The organism is Dyella monticola, assembly GCF_003363155.1.
GTDB lineage: Bacteria > Pseudomonadota > Gammaproteobacteria > Xanthomonadales > Rhodanobacteraceae > Dyella_B > Dyella_B monticola.
This window is the reverse complement of the sequence record NZ_QRBE01000005.1, coordinates 192784-209251: the sequence shown is the minus strand read 5'-3', so window position 1 is coordinate 209251 and position 16468 is coordinate 192784. Positions and strand designations below refer to the sequence as shown.

At 63.5% G+C, this 16468-nt stretch carries 13 protein-coding genes; 4 read left to right on the top strand and 9 right to left on the bottom strand.

What is annotated here, in order from left to right:
* Positions 1-19: 19 nt before the first annotated feature.
* The 3 genes from DWU98_RS10855 to DWU98_RS10845 all read right to left on the bottom strand — a co-directional run bounded on the left by DWU98_RS10855 (position 20) and on the right by DWU98_RS10845 (position 2429).
* The gene (locus DWU98_RS10855) at positions 20-1462 is read right to left on the bottom strand and encodes an efflux transporter outer membrane subunit (protein ID WP_115495568.1); all 1443 of its coding nucleotides are present in this window, start codon (positions 1460-1462) and stop codon (positions 20-22) included.
* A gap of 145 nt (positions 1463-1607) precedes the next feature.
* Positions 1608-2084 carry a MarR family winged helix-turn-helix transcriptional regulator gene (locus tag DWU98_RS10850; protein WP_115495567.1) on the bottom strand — a complete coding sequence of 159 codons (477 nt, stop codon included), beginning with the start codon at positions 2082-2084 and terminating at the stop codon, positions 1608-1610.
* Between the two features lie 87 nt (positions 2085-2171).
* Entirely contained in the window at positions 2172-2429 is a 258-nt protein-coding gene (locus tag DWU98_RS10845; protein ID WP_115495627.1) for a hypothetical protein, read from the bottom strand.
* A gap of 248 nt (positions 2430-2677) precedes the next feature.
* On the opposite strand from DWU98_RS10845, the gene DWU98_RS10840 reads away from it, so the two are divergent.
* The 4 genes from DWU98_RS10840 to DWU98_RS10825 all read left to right on the top strand — a co-directional run bounded on the left by DWU98_RS10840 (position 2678) and on the right by DWU98_RS10825 (position 9204).
* On the top strand, positions 2678-3511 hold the full coding sequence (locus DWU98_RS10840) for an AraC family transcriptional regulator (RefSeq protein ID WP_115495566.1): 834 nt from the start codon (positions 2678-2680) through the stop codon (positions 3509-3511).
* Positions 3512-3613: 102 nt separating this feature from the next.
* Positions 3614-8188, top strand: a complete 4575-nt coding sequence (locus tag DWU98_RS10835; RefSeq protein WP_115495626.1) for a DEAD/DEAH box helicase — start codon at positions 3614-3616, stop codon at positions 8186-8188.
* A 59-nt stretch (positions 8189-8247) separates the two neighbouring features.
* On the top strand, positions 8248-8628 hold the full coding sequence (locus DWU98_RS10830) for a VOC family protein (RefSeq protein WP_115495565.1): 381 nt from the start codon (positions 8248-8250) through the stop codon (positions 8626-8628).
* 27 nt (positions 8629-8655) lie between these two features.
* Positions 8656-9204: a dihydrofolate reductase family protein gene (locus tag DWU98_RS10825; RefSeq protein ID WP_115495564.1), complete on the top strand. Its 549-nt coding sequence runs from the start codon at positions 8656-8658 to the stop codon at positions 9202-9204.
* Here the strand turns inward: DWU98_RS10825 and DWU98_RS10820 are convergent, their stop codons facing one another.
* The 6 genes from DWU98_RS10820 to zwf all read right to left on the bottom strand — a co-directional run bounded on the left by DWU98_RS10820 (position 9205) and on the right by zwf (position 16319).
* A complete protein-coding gene (locus tag DWU98_RS10820) occupies positions 9205-9576 on the bottom strand; it encodes a nuclear transport factor 2 family protein (protein WP_115495563.1) in 372 nt (123 codons plus the stop codon). It abuts the gene before it with no gap.
* Between the two features lie 123 nt (positions 9577-9699).
* Positions 9700-11283 (bottom strand): S10 family peptidase, encoded by a 1584-nt coding sequence (locus DWU98_RS10815; protein WP_115495562.1) that lies wholly within the window; start codon positions 11281-11283, stop codon positions 9700-9702.
* Positions 11284-11410: 127 nt separating this feature from the next.
* Positions 11411-12061 carry a bifunctional 4-hydroxy-2-oxoglutarate aldolase/2-dehydro-3-deoxy-phosphogluconate aldolase gene (locus tag DWU98_RS10810; protein ID WP_115495561.1) on the bottom strand — a complete coding sequence of 217 codons (651 nt, stop codon included), beginning with the start codon at positions 12059-12061 and terminating at the stop codon, positions 11411-11413.
* Between the two features lie 79 nt (positions 12062-12140).
* Entirely contained in the window at positions 12141-13952 is a 1812-nt protein-coding gene (gene edd, locus DWU98_RS10805; RefSeq protein ID WP_115495560.1) for a phosphogluconate dehydratase, read from the bottom strand.
* A 184-nt stretch (positions 13953-14136) separates the two neighbouring features.
* On the bottom strand, positions 14137-14832 hold the full coding sequence (gene pgl, locus DWU98_RS10800; RefSeq protein WP_115495559.1) for a 6-phosphogluconolactonase: 696 nt from the start codon (positions 14830-14832) through the stop codon (positions 14137-14139).
* Complete coding sequence (gene zwf / locus DWU98_RS10795; protein WP_115495558.1) at positions 14829-16319, bottom strand: glucose-6-phosphate dehydrogenase; 1491 nt, start codon at positions 16317-16319, stop codon at positions 14829-14831. The genes pgl and zwf overlap by 4 nt, the downstream gene beginning before the upstream one ends.
* Between the last annotated feature and the right edge of the window lie 149 nt (positions 16320-16468).

Genomic DNA, 16468 nt, shown 5'->3' with positions numbered 1-16468 from the left:
CCTTAGGAAGCGCTAAAAATTATTTGGAGGAAAGTTGTTCGGTGTCGGCTTGCGGCCTGAAGCCGCCGCCGAGTGCCTGGATCAGCTGCACATTGAGATCCGATTGCTGCGCGTGGAGCCCGGCCATGCGCTGTTCGGCGGCCAGCAGTTCCTGGCGCACGCTGAGCGCTTCCAGATAGCTGCCGATGCCGGCCTTGTAACGCTGCTCGGCCAGGGTCCACGCATCGTTCGCCGCATCCAGCGCGCGTTGCTGCGCCGCGACCTGCTGCTGCAGCGAAGCGATGGCGTCATAGTCATCGGCGACTTCATCGACGGCAGACACCAGGGTCTTGTTGTACTGCGCGACGGCGAGGTCGTACTCGGCATCCTTGCTGTTCAAATTGGCGCGGCGACGACCGCCGTCGAAAATCGGCAGGCTGATCGCCGGTGCAGCTTCATAAAAGCGGTTCTGCAGCGAGAGCAGGTTGGCGCCGCCGAAATTGATCAGGCCGGCGAGCGCGCTGATGTTCACGTCCGGCAGGAATTCGGCCTTGGCCGACGTGATGCCTTTGCTCGCCGCTTCCACGCGCCAGCGCGCCGCAACGAGGTCCGCGCGATGGCCGACCAGCTCCACCGACACGTTGCCGGGTACGCTCAATGCAGCTGGCGGCAACAGTTGCGGACGCGTGATGTCCTGGCCGCGATCGGGTCCTTTGCCGAGCAATACCGCCAGCGCAATGCGCGCGGCGTCGACGGCGCGATCGGCTTGTGCTTTTTCGCCTTCGGCCGTGGCGACTTCGGAATCGCTCTGCTTGAGCTGCATCTGGTTGTCGATGCCGGCCGCCACGCGCTGGCGTGTGAGATCGCGCGCGTCGTTCGCGCGCTTCAATTCGGCCTGGGCGACATCCTGCTCGGTGTACGCATAGCCAAGCTGCACGTAGGCACGCGCAACGTTGGTGGACAATTCGATGCGTGCAGCCTGCGCGTCGACATCCGCCGCACGCTGCTCACCCAATGCCGCCTGCCACGCCGCGCGATGGCCGCCCCACAGGTCCAGATCCCACTTGAAGCTGCCATAGACATACTTGGCCGCGCCGAGGTGACCGTTGCCCAGCGCGGGAAATGACGTGGGAATGCGCGCTTCGGCCACGCTGGCGCCGACGTTGAACGTCGGCTGCCGCGACGCGTCGGCCGCACCGGCGGCGGCTTGTGCCTGACGCGCACGCGCATCGGCTTCGGCCAGGCCCGGATTGTCGCGCAGCGCTTCGGCGATCAACGCGCTGAGCTGCGGATCACCCAGGGCCGTCCACCAGTCCTCTTTCGGCCAGGCTGCATCGGAAACCTGCACGCCCGCCAGGCTGCGCTCGGTTTTGAGCGAGGAAGGATCAGTAAGCGTGCCGTTCGGATGCAGCCCGCCGCTGGTTACGCAACCCGCGAGGGCAAGCGTCAATCCGACAGCAGCCGCAACAATATGCAGACGCATGGCATTCAATCTCGACGTTGATGGTGAATAAGCAGTGCCCGGGAAGCAGTTCCTTGCGCTTTCCTGACTTGCCAGATAAGGCCTATGCCTCACCTGGACGATGACGGAAGTGCCTTGCGGCGCCTCCATCACAGCAACCTTCTCCCTAAGGCCGCTCGCTCTTGTTCTTGTCGCGCAGTGCGTGCAGCACACGACTTAAGTAATCGTGCAAATGCTCGCGCTCCGCGTCGTTCAGCGAACGCTGCGCCGCTTCCAGCACGCGCTCGTTGCAACCGGTCAGTTGCTGCCAAAGCGCGCTACCGGAATCGGTGAGTTCGATGCGCAACGCGCGCCGGTCCTGTTCATGCGGCAAGCGGCGCAGGAATCCCCTGCCCTCGAGCTGGTCGAGCTGACGCGTCATGGCGCCACCGTCCAGTTCCACCGCGCGGGCCAGTTCCGTCGCCGTCATCGGGCCGAGCATCGCCAGGCGCTTGAGGATCAGGAACTGGGTAAAGCGCAGATCCATGCCTTTGGCGGTGATCTCCGCCTCAACGCCGCGCACCAGCTCCGCGCGGACGAGGCCAATCAGCACGCCAAGGCTTTCCTGGCTGATAGGGGTGATAAGAGGACCGGTCGTGTTCATGGAGGCCAATTATTGTTGCCTCCGGTATATTTGTCAAGGCAAATATAAGTTACGCACCTATTGTTTCAGCAAATGGACAGAAATGAATTATTGCCGGGCCGCCGAGGCCAGGCCGGCCAGTTCGTCATCGAGCCAGGCACGCAGGGCCGGATCGCGTAGTTCGAACAGATCGAACACCCCCAGCGCCCGCAGCGCCGGCAGTTGCGCCAGCAAGCGGGGTTCCATCGCCCGCCGCACGGCCTCGGGCGTGGCCGGGTCGAGCATCTGGTGGGCGCAGGCAACGAAGGTTTCCAGCGGGGATCTGGAAACTTCGGACTTCACGGAAATCAATTGAAGCGGGGACATGGGCCGTTTCCTTTCTTCGTGCAGCGGATCGCTCATAAAGACGGACGATCGGGGCGCTCTGTGACCGACATGGCGCGCGCCGCTGTGTACCTGCGCGGCGGGTCAGCCCCTGGATCGAGGTGGGGAAAGCCGCGAGCGGCGGCAGCGGCGACTAAAGACCCGGCGGGGTCGTCGGGCAGGTAAAAGCTTAGGCAAAGCCCGGGCTAAACTGATAACGTTATTTGGTCAAAAAATGTCGAGATTCGGCCATGCAGCAGACCAAGCTCGAGCTCTACGACCTGATCGAACGGCTGGATGGGCCGCCCGTCATTGCCTACTGGGACGACGGTGAAGCCTTCAGCGAGTACAAGCCCGAAACCCAGCAGTACGACTGGCACAGCCATGCCCGCGGGCAGTTTTTCTGTGTGGAAAGCGGCCTGGTCCACGTGCACACCGCGCACGGTTCATGGCTGCTGCCGCCGCATCGCGCCGGATGGATGCCGCCCGGGCAGCAGCATAAAGTCACCATCAGCGGTCCATTGAGCGGCTGGGGCGTGTTTCTTCATCCCGACGCCAGCCCTGGCCTGCCCGATCGCCCGTGCGTCATCGGTGTCAACGCGTTGATGCGCGAGCTGGTCCACCGCGCCAGTTCATGGACCTGGAATGCCGAACTGGACACGCGGCAGGAACGGGTGATGGCGCTGCTGCTGGACGAAATGTGCCACGCGCCGCACGAGCCCCTGCACCTGCCGATGCCGATCGATCGTCGCCTGTTGCGCATCGCGCTCGCCGTACTGGAACAGCCGCACGACAACCGCAGCCTGGAGGAATGGGCAGCGTGGGGCGGCCTGTCCGCGCGAACGCTCAGCCGCCTGTTCCGCGCCGAAACCGCGCTGAGCTTTGCGCAGTGGCGGCAGCAGGCGCGCCTCACCAAGGGTCTGGAACAACTGGCCGATGGCCTGCCAGTGGCCACCGTGGCGGACGGCCTGGGCTATGCCAGTACCAGCGCTTTCATCGCGATGTTCCGCCGCTGCTTTGGCCATCCGCCGGCGCGGTACTTCGGCAGCGGGCGGCGAGAGGTCGTTACCGATCTCACGGGATGAGACGGTTGCGTCCGAGGATCGGGCACGACGCCATTGCCGCGCCGCCAACCAGCCCTATGTATGATCGATCTCCCGCACCCGCATCGCAGCGGGCCATCCATCATGCCCTTGCACGATTTCCATCCCGCCGTTTCCGCGTGGTTCGACGCCACGTTTCCCGCGCCCACCGCCGCGCAGGCCGCCGCGTGGCCTGAAATCAGGGCAGGGCGGCATACGCTGGTGGCAGCGCCGACCGGATCGGGCAAGACGCTTACCGCGTTCCTCGCCGCCATCGACCAACTGGTGCAGGAGAGCGTCGCGCGCGGCGGCCGCCTGCCTGATGAAACACGCGTGGTGTACGTCTCGCCGTTGAAGGCGCTGTCCAACGACATCCACATCAATCTCGAAGCGCCGCTGGAGGGCATTCGCGCCGAACTGGAAAAACAACAACTGCCCGATGCGCCGATCCGCACCGCCGTACGCACCGGCGACACGCCTCAAGCCGAACGCAACCTGATGCGCAAAGCGCCGCCGCACATTCTGGTCACCACGCCGGAATCGTTGTACGTGCTGATGGGTTCGCTGTCCGGGCGCGAGATGTTGAAAAGCGTGCGCAGCGTGATCGTGGATGAAATCCACGCGGTGGCGGCGAGCAAGCGCGGCGCGCATCTGGCGCTTACGTTGGAGCGTTTGGAGGCTTTGTGCCAGCGGCCCTTGCAACGCATCGGTTTGTCGGCGACGCAGAAGCCGATCGAGGATGTTGCGAAATTTCTAGTAGGCGAGGGGAGCGGTTTGGCGCCGTCGCCGCTGCGCGAAGAGCGCGCGGTTGAAGGACCGCCTCCGCTAGCCGCGACTGAGGAACCCGCGCCCATAATTCCAGACCTTTTCACAAGCACGACGCCTCACTTCGATGCTCCTCCTGCACGAGAGAGGGAGACCCGCTGCACCATCATCGACATCGGCCACACGCGCGAGCGCGACCTGGCCATCGAAGTGCCACCGGTGCCACTTGAAACGGTGATGTCCAACGACAGCTGGGAGCTGGTCTACAACCAGCTCGCGCAACTGGTCGAGCACCATCGCACCACGCTGGTGTTCGTCAACACGCGACGCATGGCCGAGCGCGCGGCACGGCATTTGTCCGAACGCCTGGGACCGGAAGTCGTCGCCGCCCATCACGGCAGCCTCGCCAAGGAACATCGCCTGGACGCCGAGCAACGCCTGAAGCGCGGCGATTTGAAAGTGCTCGTGGCGACCGCGTCGCTGGAACTGGGTATCGATATCGGCGATGTGGATCTGGTGTGCCAGCTCTCCTCGCCGCGTTCCATCGCCGCATTCCTGCAGCGCGCCGGCCGTTCCGGCCACGCGGTCAACGGGACGCCCAAAGCACGCCTGTTTCCCACCAGCCGCGACGACCTGGTCGAATGCGCGGCCATGCTCGACTGCGTCCGGCGCGGTGAGCTGGACATCCTGGTACAACCACCGCAACCGCTCGATGTGCTGGCCCAGCAGATCGTGGCCGAAGTGGCCTGCGCGGAGTGGGACGAAGACGCCTTGTTCGACCTGATACGCCGCGCGTATCCCTATCGCACCCTGCCGCGCGACACGTTCAGCGCGGTGGTGCGCATGCTGGCCGACGGCTTCAGCACGCGACGGGGCCCACGTGGGGCGTATATCCATCGCGATGCCGTGCACCATGCGTTGCGCGCACGACGCGGCGCGCGGCTGACTGCCGTCACATCCGGCGGCACCATTCCCGACACCGCCGATTACCTGGTCGTGCTGGAGCCGCAAGCGACCATCGTCGGCACCATCAACGAAGATTTCGCGGTCGAAAGCATGGCCGGCGACATCTTCCAGCTCGGCAATACCAGCTATCGCATTCTGCGCGTGGAGCGCGATCGCGTGCGTGTGGAAGATGCGCAAGGCGCGCCGCCGAGCATTCCATTCTGGCTCGGCGAAGCACCGGGGCGCAGTAATGAACTTTCGGTCGGCGTGTCGCGCCTGCGCGAAGAGCTTTCCGCGCGCATTGATGATGAAGGCGTGCAGGCGGCTTTCGACTGGCTGCGTCAGACACTCGGGCTGAATGAGTCGGCCGCTCAGCAGATCGTGGAATACCTGGCCAAAGCCAAGGCCGCGCTGGGTGTGATGCCCACGCAATCCACACTGGTGCTCGAGCGCTTCTTCGACGAGTCCGGCGGTACCCAACTGGTGATCCACACGCCGTGGGGAAGCCGCATCAACAAAGCGTGGGGCTTGGCGTTGCGCAAGCGTTTCTGCCGGCAGTTCAACTTCGAGCTGCAGGCCGCGGCGACCGAGAATGCGATCGTGCTGTCGCTCTCCACCAGCCACAGTTTTCCGCTGATCGAAGTGGCGCGTTATCTGCACAGCCATACCGCCGAACACGTGCTGGTGCAGGCACTGCTGGATGCGCCGCTGTTTCCGGTGCGCTGGCGCTGGAATGCGGTCACGTCGCTGGCATTGCCGCGCCATGCCGGCGGCAAGAAAGTGCCTGCGCCCTTGCAGCGCATGAAAAGCGAAGACCTGTTGGCCACGGTGTTTCCCGACCAGGTGGCGTGCCTGGAGAATATCGTGGGCGAACGGCAGATTCCCGATCATCCGCTGGTCAATCAAACCATGCACGATTGCCTGCGCGAAGCGATGGACGTCGACGGTTTGCTGCATGTGCTCAAGCAGGTCGAAGCGGGCGCCATCACCGTCGTAGCACGCGAACTGACCGCACCCAGCCCGCTCGCCAGCGAAGTATTGAACGCCGCACCCTATGCGTTTCTCGATGACGCGCCGCTGGAAGAACGCCGCACGCGCGCCGTGCAGACGCGTCATTGGAACGGCATCGAAGACACGGACGATCTGGCCAAACTCGATCCGGAAGCCATCGCTGCCGTACGTGGCGAAGCGTGGCCTGAGGTACGTAGCGCGGATGAAATGCATGAGGCGCTGAATGTGCTTGGCTTTGTCACCGACGGCGAAGCGCAGGCGAATGACGGCTGGCTCGATGGGCTGCAAAAGCTCGCGAACGCTCATCGTGCCACGCGACTTGCTGCCTCGCCCGCGTGCAGTAGTGGAGGGCTGGATGAAGCACCCAAGCTTGCGGCAAGCGCGGACAACCCCACCCCAACCCTCCCCTGCACGCAGGGGAGGGAGCAAGGTTCCGGTGGAGTATGGATCTGCGCCGAAAAACTTCCCATGTGGCAGGCCGTGCACGATCACGCCTCGCTACATCCATCCATCAGCGCACCCGCCGAATACGCCGCACAATCATGGACGCGCGAAGATGCATTGCTCGAACTGACGCGCGGCCGTCTCACCGGCTTAGGCCCCACCACTGTCGCCGCACTGGCTACGTCGATGCAGGTCGACACCAGCGACATCGACCTTGCCCTGATCCGCCTGCAGTCGGAAGGCTACGTGATGCAGGGCCGCTTCACGCCTGACGCCACCGATACCGAATGGTGTGAACGTCATCTGCTCGCGCGCATTCATCGCTATACCATCGGCCGTCTACGTCGCGAAATCGAACCAGTGAGCCGCCGCGACCTGATGCGCTTCCTGCTCGAATGGCAGCACACCACGCCGGGCACCAAGCTCAGTAGCCCCGACGCGCTCAACGCCGTGCTTCACCAGCTCGAAGGCTACGAAGCCGCGGCGGGCGCTTGGGAAAGCGAACTGCTTGCCGCGCGCATGGAGGATTACAGCAGCCGCTGGCTGGACGAATTGTGCCGTGCCGGCCGCATCGGTTGGAACCGGCTGCGCAGCGGCGGCGGCAGCAGTGGGCCGGTGCGCGCGACGCCGATTGTCTTGTTGCCGCGTCGACAATTGCCGATATGGACGTCCATGGCCGATGGCAACCAGGAACAGGAGTCGCTGCTGTCATCGCGCGCGCAAGCGGTAGCTGACACCTTGACCGCGCACGGCGCTCTGTTCTTCGATGAACTGATCGACGCCGCGCATCTTTTGCGCACCGAACTGGAAGACGCGCTCGGTGAACTGGTTTCTGCCGGGCGCGTAACCTCCGACAGCTTTGCCGGCCTGCGTGCGTTACTTACGCCGGCCGCCAAGCGCGATTCGCAGCGCCATCGCCGCGTGCGCAGGCATACCTTGAGCGAAATCGAAGATGCGGGCCGTTGGTCATTGGTGCGTCGCCGCGTTGAAGCGATGGGCGCGCAAGACCGCGCCAACCGCGACGACATCATCGAACACATCGCCCGCACCTTGCTGCGGCGCTACGGCGTTGTCTTCTGGAAACTGCTCGAACGCGAGGCACCGTGGCTCCCATCCTGGCGCGAACTGCTGCGCGTGTATCACCGCCTGGAAGCGCGCGGTGAAATCCGCGGCGGCCGGTTCGTGGAGGGCTTGGTCGGTGAGCAATTCGCGCTGCCCGAAGCCATCGCGCATTTGCGCAGCATCCGCCTGCGGCCGCCCGAACAGATCCGCGTCACGCTTAGCGGTAGCGATCCGCTCAACCTGGTCGGCACCGTGCTCGCCGGCGATCGTTTACCCGCGCTTGCCGGTACCCGCGTGCTTTATGAAGACGGCGTGCCGGTGGCAGCCCTGGTGGCCAACAAACCTCAGTGGTTGATCGAAGGCGATCTTGCACAACAGCGCCGCTGGTACAACGCACTGCTGCGGCGCCCGGAACCGGACGGCACCAGCGACGTCACGTACGTGCATCGTTGATCGGCTCAATCCCGGTCGACTGCTCGGAACCTTGATGGAGCGATCAGGAGAAATGCAGCATGGTCAAGCTCGATCACATCATTTTGAAGGTCAACGACCTGGAAGCCAGTGTGACGTTCTACACAAGGATTTTTGGCTTCGCCGCACAGGGCAAGGATGGACCATTTACCCTCATTCGCGTGAACGACGAGTTGGTACTTCAACTCGTGCCCTGCGGCACACCCGGGTCCGAGCATTACGCCTACGCCGTGTCGCGCGAGGTTTTTGATCAGATATTCGCGCGCATCAAGGAAGCGGGTATTGGCTATGGACCGACCTTTGATTCAGTGGGGTCGAATAGCGGGCCCGGCGAGGAATCGGGTGCCAGAGGCCTCGCACCGACGCTGTATTTCTTCGATCCGAACAAGCATCTGCTTGAGATCAGGACCTACGAACGATAGATCGTGGCGGCTGGGAGGAGAACGGCGATGAAAACATCTGTGTTTGTCGGTGTCAGCGTCGATGGCTTTATGGCACGGCGCGACGGTGCGCTGGATTTTCTGCCGCCCGGCGGCGGCGAGCCGCACGGCTATGAGGAATTCATGGCGACGGTCGATGCCCTGCTCATCGGCCGCAAGACTTATGAAACGGTGCTCGGTTTTGATGCGTGGCCCTACGGTAGCAAGCCTGTCTTCGTGTTGAGCACGCGTGCGCTTCAACCACCACCCGCCAACGCCGTCGTGGAACATCTCCGTGGTGCGCCGAAAGACATCGCAGCCACATTGGCAAACCGTAGCCTTGAACACATTTACGTCGACGGCGGCATAACGATCCAGGGCTTTTTGCGGGAAGGGCTTATCCAGCGACTCGTCGTTACCCGCGTGCCGGTGCTTATCGGCACTGGGATTCCCTTGTTCGGCGCACTACCTCATGACATTGCACTCAGGCACGTTGCGACCCGCCACTACGCAAGTGGGCTCGTGCAAAGCGAATATGAGGTGCTTAGCCAAACATCGGCCGGCGATGCGGACGCCTGATCAATCGCTGAAATCAGCGACGTAGATCAACAAGCCATCACGCTCGCGATATTCGCTGCGCCCATCCAGCGCCATGCTCTGGCCCGCGCGGATGCCGTTCGGGAGATCGACGGCAAACGTGCCCTGGAAATGAATCTGCGCATGCGCCACGCCAGCGACTTCGCTGTAGCGGGTGATGGCCTGGTGGCGCGCGGAGAAAAGATGTCGCGAGCTTTCCGCCAGATGACGCAGCTCATGAATACCCACTGTTCGAACGCTGAGCACGCCGGCCGTGTAGTTTTCGAAGACGACTTCGTTGTGCAGGGTGGCGAGCATGGCATCGACGTCGATGCGATTGTAGGCGTCGATGTAGCGGTCGATAAGGGCGCGCATGGGCTTCTCTTGCGTGAGGAAGAAGCATAGCGCGATGCTACCCTTCTTGCCTCACCGTCATTCCGGGAGATATGAACTCCCGGAGCTTCAATGACACTCGGGAGTCATGGACGTCCCAACGCCTCAATGCTTGCTGACGTTATCCGTCTGCTCGATGAACCGCGCCACGTTATCGTGCAACAGCTTCAGCGACGCTTCGTGCGCGTACACCATGTGACCGGACGGATACCATTCATAGCTGATGTTGTTCATCAGCTCCGGCTGCACCGGCAAATGATGCATCTCGTAATCGGCCGCAAAGAACGGCGTGGCGAGATCGTAATAACCGCCGTTGAGGAGAACTTTCAGGTCCGGATTGGTTTTCATCGCCTTGGCCAGATCCGGCATGACGTTCACCGCGCCATCGTGATCATTGTGTTTGGAATCCCATTCCTTGATGTCGCCGAATTCGCGATAGACCTGGTCCTGACCGTACTTGAGATCCTTACGCACGTAGTCGTTGAACGCAGCGATATAGGCCGAGCTGATCGCAGACGACTGCGGGTCGTATTCGGACTCCTTGCTCAGCGGATCGAGCGAGGGGCCGGCGAAGCGCGTATCCAGGCGTCCGGTGGTATCACCACTGTCGCCCAGGAGTTCATGCTCGAACATGCCGCCGGTCACGCGCAGATTGGCCTTCATCAAGTAAGCCACGGAAAGCCCGGTGTATTGATGCAGCTTTTCGGCAATGGCCTGTTTGTGGGCGTCATCCAGGCGCGAGCCCTGCATCAGGGCTTGCGCATAATCGCCCAGCGCGAACTGTTCCACCTCCTGCAGCAATGACTGCAGGTCGGCCGGCGACTGCGGCAGCTTGTGATGGTAATAAGCGGTGGCCGCGTAGGTGGGCAGCGCCAATTCGTAAGGGAGGTCCACGCCGGGGTTCTGGTCGGAGCCATCAATGCTGGTGTCGAAATTGAGGATCTGCGACAGCAGCACCACACCATTGAGGTCGACGCTGTCTTCGTTTTCCAGATCGTTAGCCAACACCGCCGAGCGCGTGGTGCCGTAGCTTTCGCCGAACAGATACTTGGGCGAATTCCAGCGACCGTAGCGCGACAGGAACTGCGTGATGAATTGCGCGAAGGCATGGCCGTCGCCGTCGACGCCGTAGATTTGCTTCGCGCGTTCTTTCATCTGTTCGTCACGCTTGGAAGGATCGGCATCGTTGGCGATCAGGCGGCTGAAACCGGTACCGGGGGCGTCGATGAATACCAGGTCCGAGGCGTCGAGCAGGCTGTAGTCGTTGTTCACCAGCTGATACGGCGCGGCCGGCGTGTGGCTATCATCTTTGGTGACCACGCGGCGCGGCCCGAATGCGCCCATGTGCAGCCATACCGAGGCCGAGCCCGGGCCGCCGTTGTAGACGAAGGTGATCGGCCGCTTGGACGCGTCTTCGCCTTTCTTGAAATAGGCGACGTAGAACATGCTGACGGTGGGTTCGTTTTCCTTGTCGCCCTTGCCGTGCAGCACGATCGTGCCGGCGACCGCCTTGTAGGCGATGCGCTTGCCTTCGACCGATACGGAGCCTTCGCTCGCCGATGCCTGCGGATGTATCAGCGCCGCGGCCGGGTTCGATTCATCCGCTGCGGCTTTGTCTTTTTTTTCGGCCGCGTGTGCGGTGCCGAGCAAGAGCGCGGCCAGGGCGAGAGCGAGCGGAAGCTTGCGCATGAAAAACGATCCTTGGGCGGTGCCACGCGACAGCGCGACGGAACCGCCAGCTTAGGCGCCAAAGACACGCAGTTTCATACGCCAGAAGTCACCCTCTGCCGCTGTGGCATGACCCGCCTCGGTTCAGTCAACCGCGCAATGCGGCCGCTTCACGTGCCAGTTGCTCGATGGCCGCCCAGTCGCCCGACTGCAGCATGTCGTTCGGCGTCAGCCAGGACCCGCCCACGCACAACACATTGGATAGCGAGAGGAAATCCTTGGCGGTGGCGGCGGCGATACCGCCGGTGGGGCAGAAGCGGATTTGCGGCAACGGGCTGGCCCAGGCCCCGAGCAGTTTCACGCCGCCGGCCGGAACGGCGGGGAAGAATTTCAGATGACGATAACCACGTTCCAGCAGCGCCATCGCTTCGCTGGCGGTCGCCACGCCGGGAAGCAAGGGCAGGGCGCTGTCGTCGGCGGCCGCAAGCAGCTTGGGCGATACACCGGGCGATACGGCGAAACGCGCGCCGGCTTTTTCTGCCGCTTCCAAATCCTTCGCGGTGAGCACGGTGCCGACCCCGACGACCGCGTCTTCCACCTCTTGTGCGATGGCGCGGATCGCATCGAGCGCCGCCGATGTGCGCAACGTCACCTCGATCGCCGGAATGCCGCCGGCCACCAGCGCGCGCGCCATCGGCACGGCGTGCCTGGCGTCTTCGATGATCACGACGGGAATGACCGGCGCCAGGCGCATGGTGGTTTCGACGTGTTGCTGCTTGGTTTGGATATCCATGGTCATTCCGGTTGTTCTATGCCGATTGCTTTGTTGGGCCGTCATACCCGCCAAAGCGGGAATGACGGTAAGAAAGTGCGGTGGCTTAAAGCACGCCGGCGCCCAGATCGGCCGCCACCGCGTTGCGACGGAACATGCCGAACAGCTCGCGTCCCATGCCGTGCTGGTGGCGCGAAAGATCCGCAACCGCCGGCGCGCGCGCGGCGAATTCGGCAGCATCGACCAACACTTCCAGCGTTCCCTTCCCGGCATCCAGACGAATCACATCGCCGTCGCGCACTTTTGAAATCGGGCCGCCGTCGTCCGCTTCGGGCGTCACGTGAATGGCTGCCGGCACGCGGCCGCTGGCGCCGGACATGCGGCCATCGGTCACCAGTGCGATGCGATGACCGCGGTCCTGCAGCACCGCCAAGGTCGGCGTGAGCTTGTGCAGTTCCGGCATGCCGATCGCACGCGGGCCCTGGAAGCGCACCACGGCGATGAAATCGCGATTGAGCTCGCCACGATCGAACGCGCGCTTGATGTCGTCCTGATCATGGAACACCACCGCCGGCGCTTCGATGATCAGACGATCGTCCGGCACGGAAGAAACCTTGATCACCGAACGGCCAAGATTGCCGTTGAGCATGCGCAGGCCGCCGTCGGCGCGGAACGGTTCGCCGATGGCACGCAAGACGCCGCGATTGCCGCTTTCCTTCGACACCGGCTTCCATACGAGCTGGCCGGCCGCATCCAGCTCCGGCACCGTGGCGTAGCCGGAAAGATCGCTACCGGCGATGGTGCGCGCATCGCCATGCAGCAAACCTGCACTCAACAATTGATCGATCAGGAAGCCCATGCCGCCGGCTTCGTGGAAGTGATTCACGTCGGCATAGCCGTTCGGATACACGCGCGCCAGCAACGGCACCACGGACGACAGTGCGTCGAAATCTTCCCAGCGCAAAGCGATGCCGGCAGCCTGTGCGATCGCCACCAGATGCAGCAGATGATTGGTCGAACCACCGGTCGCATGCAGGCCAACCACGCCATTGACGATGGCGCGTTCGTCCACGATGTGACCGATCGGCAAATGCTCGCCCGCCCGGCCCAACCGTGCGCAGCGACGCACGGCGTGCGCCGTAAGCGCATCGCGCAGCGCCGTTTCCGGCGCAACGAAACTGGCGCCCGGCAGATGCAGGCCCATGATCTCCATCAGCATCTGATTGGAGTTGGCGGTGCCGTAGAACGTGCAGGTGCCGGGCGAGTGATACGAGGCGGCTTCCGCTTCGAGCAATTCGTCGCGGCTGGCCTTGCCTTCCGTGTACGCCTGGCGGACTTTGGATTTCTGTTCGTTGCTGATGCCGCTGGGCATCGGGCCGCTCGGGATGAAGATGCCGGGCAGGTGGCCGAAACTCAGTGCGCCGATCAGCAGACCCGGCACGATCTTGTCGCAGATGCCCAGGTACAGCGCGCCATCGAACATGTCATGCGACAGCGCCACGGCCGTGGTCATCGCGATCAGGTCGCGCGAGAACAGCGACAGCTCCATGCCGGCGCGTCCCTGCGTAACGCCATCGCACATCGCCGGCACGCCACCGGCTACTTGCGCGGTGATGCCCGCCTGTCGCGCGACTTCGCGAATGAAGGCCGGATAGCGCTCGTACGGCTGATGGGCCGAGAGCATGTCGTTGTACGCGGTGACGATCGCGATATTGGGCGCATGGCCTTCGCGCAGGGCCTGCTTGTCATGCGTCGTGCAGGCCGCGAAGCCATGGGCGAGATTGCCGCAGGAAAGCCGCTCGCGATGCGGGCCATCGATGACGGCGTTGTTGATGCGCTCCAGATACGCGCTACGCGAATCGCGACTGCGTTCGCGCAAGCGCTCGGTCACTTCGGCGATGACGGGGTGCAAACTCATTTCATACTCCGGCCGAGATGGCTCGACGTTGCTGCTTCATGGCACTGGCTAACTGCTTCGTGGCCGTCATTCCCGCGAAAGCGGGAATCCACCTCCGCTTTTTGCATTGGAGCAACATTGGATTCCCGCTTTCGCGGGAATGACGGCCATGCGGGTTACATCGACGGCGCAAGATTCGATCGCCCTACGGACACCAATAAATATCCAGCGGCCGATCCGCACGCAACACGCTGGCAATCGGCAATGCGCTACCGGGCTGTTCCGCCGCCGCCAGCACATCGCGTTTGTCATCGCCCTGAATATGCAGATACAACGCGCGCGCCTTCAGCAGTACCGGCAGGGTGAAGGTGATGCGCGGCTCGCCTGCACCCGGCGCACGCATCGGCAGCACCAGCACGCTGTTGGACGCATCGAGCGCCTCGCTCAGACGATCGCCGCCCGGGAAGAACGAAGCGGTGTGCCCGTCCGGGCCCATGCCCAGCACGATCACGTCGAACGGCTGCTTCAACGCAGCCACGCGCGTGCGTACTTCGCCGATGCCTGCTTCGGGCGTGGCCGCTTCCGTATACAGCGGCACGAATTCGGCGTCGGCTGCTTTGCGTTGCAGCAGCAAGGACTCCACCAGCCGCGCATTGGAGCGTTCGTCGGTGTCTGGCACCCAGCGTTCGTCCACCAGAGTGACGGTGACGCGCGGCCAGTCCAGCGTTTCATTCGAAAGCACTTCGAACAGGCGCTTGGGTGTGCTGCCGCCGGATACCGCCATCAAGGCTTCGCCGCGCGCCGCGATCGCGTCGCGCAGCTTGCCTGCGATGCTGGCCGACAAGGCCGTGGCTAGCGCTTGGCCGTTATCGAAGGCATGCAGCGCGTGGTGCGTGTTCACTGCTCGAAATCCTCGTCCCAGGTGCGGCCGTCGCGTTCGATCAAGGCCACTGCAGCGCTCGGGCCCCAGGTGCCGGAGGTGTACGGACGCGGCGCTTCGCCGCCTGCCGCCCACGCGGCCAGGATCGGATCGGCCCAGCGCCATGCCGCTTCCACTTCGTCGCGGCGCATGAACAAGGTCGGGTTGCCGCGCACCACGTCGAGCAGCAGGCGTTCGTACGCATCGGGCTGCTGCACGCCGAAGGCTTCGGCAAAGCTCATATCCAGCGGCACATGGCGCAGGCGCAGCCCACCGGGGCCGGGGTGTTTGATGGTGAGCCACAGCTTCACGCCTTCATCCGGCTGCAGGCGCAGGACCAGGCGGTTCTGCGCGAGCGGGCCGGCCGATGCGGTGAAGATGGAATGCGGCACCGGCTTGAACGCCACCACGATTTCCGATACGCGGTCAGCCAGCCGCTTGCCGGTGCGCAGGTAGAACGGTACGCCGGACCAGCGCCAGTTGGCGATTTCCGCCTTGAGTGCGACGAAGGTTTCGGTACCGGATTTCTCCACCTTCGACTTGGCGTCGGCATTCAGATCGTCGATGTAGCCCGGCACGCTCTGCCCTTCGGCAGCGCCTGCGCGGTACTGGCCGCGCACGGTGAGCTGCGCGGCATTGGTCTCGTTGATGGGCTTGAGCGCGTGCAGCACCTTGAGCTTTTCGTCGCGCACGGCATCGGGCGACAGTGAAGCGGGCGGCTCCATCGCCACCATGCACAGAAGCTGCAGCATATGGTTCTGCACCATGTCACGCAGCGCGCCGGCGTGGTCGTAATACGGGCCGCGACGACCCACGCCGAGCGTTTCGGCCACAGTGATCTGCACGTGATCGATATGCCCGGCGTTCCACAGCGGCTCGAACAGGGCGTTGCCGAAACGCAACGCCAGGAGGTTCTGCACCGTTTCCTTGCCGAGGTAATGGTCGATACGGAAGGTTTGCGATTCGGCAAACACCTGGCCCACATCGTCGTTGATGCGGTTGGCGCTGGCCAGGTCGTGGCCGATCGGCTTCTCCAGCACCACGCGCGACTGGCCCTTGTTGAGGCCATAGCCGCCCAGGCGTTGGCAGATGTCGACAAACAACTCGGGCGAGGTGGACAGGTAGAACACGCGCACGTGATCGGGACATTCGCCCATCAGCTTGGCGAAATCGTCCCAGCCGTTGTCCTTGCGCGCATCAAGCGGGCGGTAATGCACCCGCTTGAGGAAATCGTTGAGCTTGTCGCCCTGCTTGTCGGCCGCGCCATTGAGTGCGGCGCGGACCTGCGCGCGGTAACCATCGTCATCCAGGCCTTCGCGGGCCACGCCGATGATGCGGCTGCCGGGCTGGATCTGCCCGTCGGCAAAGCGGTGGAAGAGGGCAGGAAGCAATTTGCGAACGGCCAGATCGCCAGTGCCGCCGAAAATCACCAGGTCAAACAGATCGACCGGTAGTGCGGGTGCAGTCACAACTCACCTCTATTGGCTTGCGGGCGGCCGCGCAGCGCGTCCGCCGGGGGACTCCGATGGTACCAATGCTATACCAGGCAATACCAGTCCCTTGTGCAGTGCAAACGTATGCAAATTTTTCCTAAGCAGGCCGGCCTCGGTGGGAGAAC

Excerpts from the sequence above, each read along its gene's own strand:
- DWU98_RS10850 (WP_115495567.1), bottom strand. The coding sequence starts at position 2,084 with ATGAACACGACCGGTCCTCTTATCACCCCTATCAGCCAGGAAAGCCTT.
- DWU98_RS10830 (WP_115495565.1), top strand. The coding sequence starts at position 8,248 with ATGGTCAAGCTCGATCACATCATTTTGAAGGTCAACGACCTGGAAGCC.
- DWU98_RS10825 (WP_115495564.1), top strand. The coding sequence starts at position 8,656 with ATGAAAACATCTGTGTTTGTCGGTGTCAGCGTCGATGGCTTTATGGCA.
- DWU98_RS10815 (WP_115495562.1), bottom strand. The coding sequence starts at position 11,283 with ATGCGCAAGCTTCCGCTCGCTCTCGCCCTGGCCGCGCTCTTGCTCGGC.
- DWU98_RS10855 (WP_115495568.1), bottom strand. The coding sequence starts at position 1,462 with ATGCGTCTGCATATTGTTGCGGCTGCTGTCGGATTGACGCTTGCCCTC.
- DWU98_RS10840 (WP_115495566.1), top strand. The coding sequence starts at position 2,678 with ATGCAGCAGACCAAGCTCGAGCTCTACGACCTGATCGAACGGCTGGAT.
- DWU98_RS10810 (WP_115495561.1), bottom strand. The coding sequence starts at position 12,061 with ATGACCATGGATATCCAAACCAAGCAGCAACACGTCGAAACCACCATG.
- DWU98_RS10835 (WP_115495626.1), top strand. The coding sequence starts at position 3,614 with ATGCCCTTGCACGATTTCCATCCCGCCGTTTCCGCGTGGTTCGACGCC.
- DWU98_RS10845 (WP_115495627.1), bottom strand. The coding sequence starts at position 2,429 with ATGTCCCCGCTTCAATTGATTTCCGTGAAGTCCGAAGTTTCCAGATCC.
- edd (WP_115495560.1), bottom strand. The coding sequence starts at position 13,952 with ATGAGTTTGCACCCCGTCATCGCCGAAGTGACCGAGCGCTTGCGCGAA.
- DWU98_RS10820 (WP_115495563.1), bottom strand. The coding sequence starts at position 9,576 with ATGCGCGCCCTTATCGACCGCTACATCGACGCCTACAATCGCATCGAC.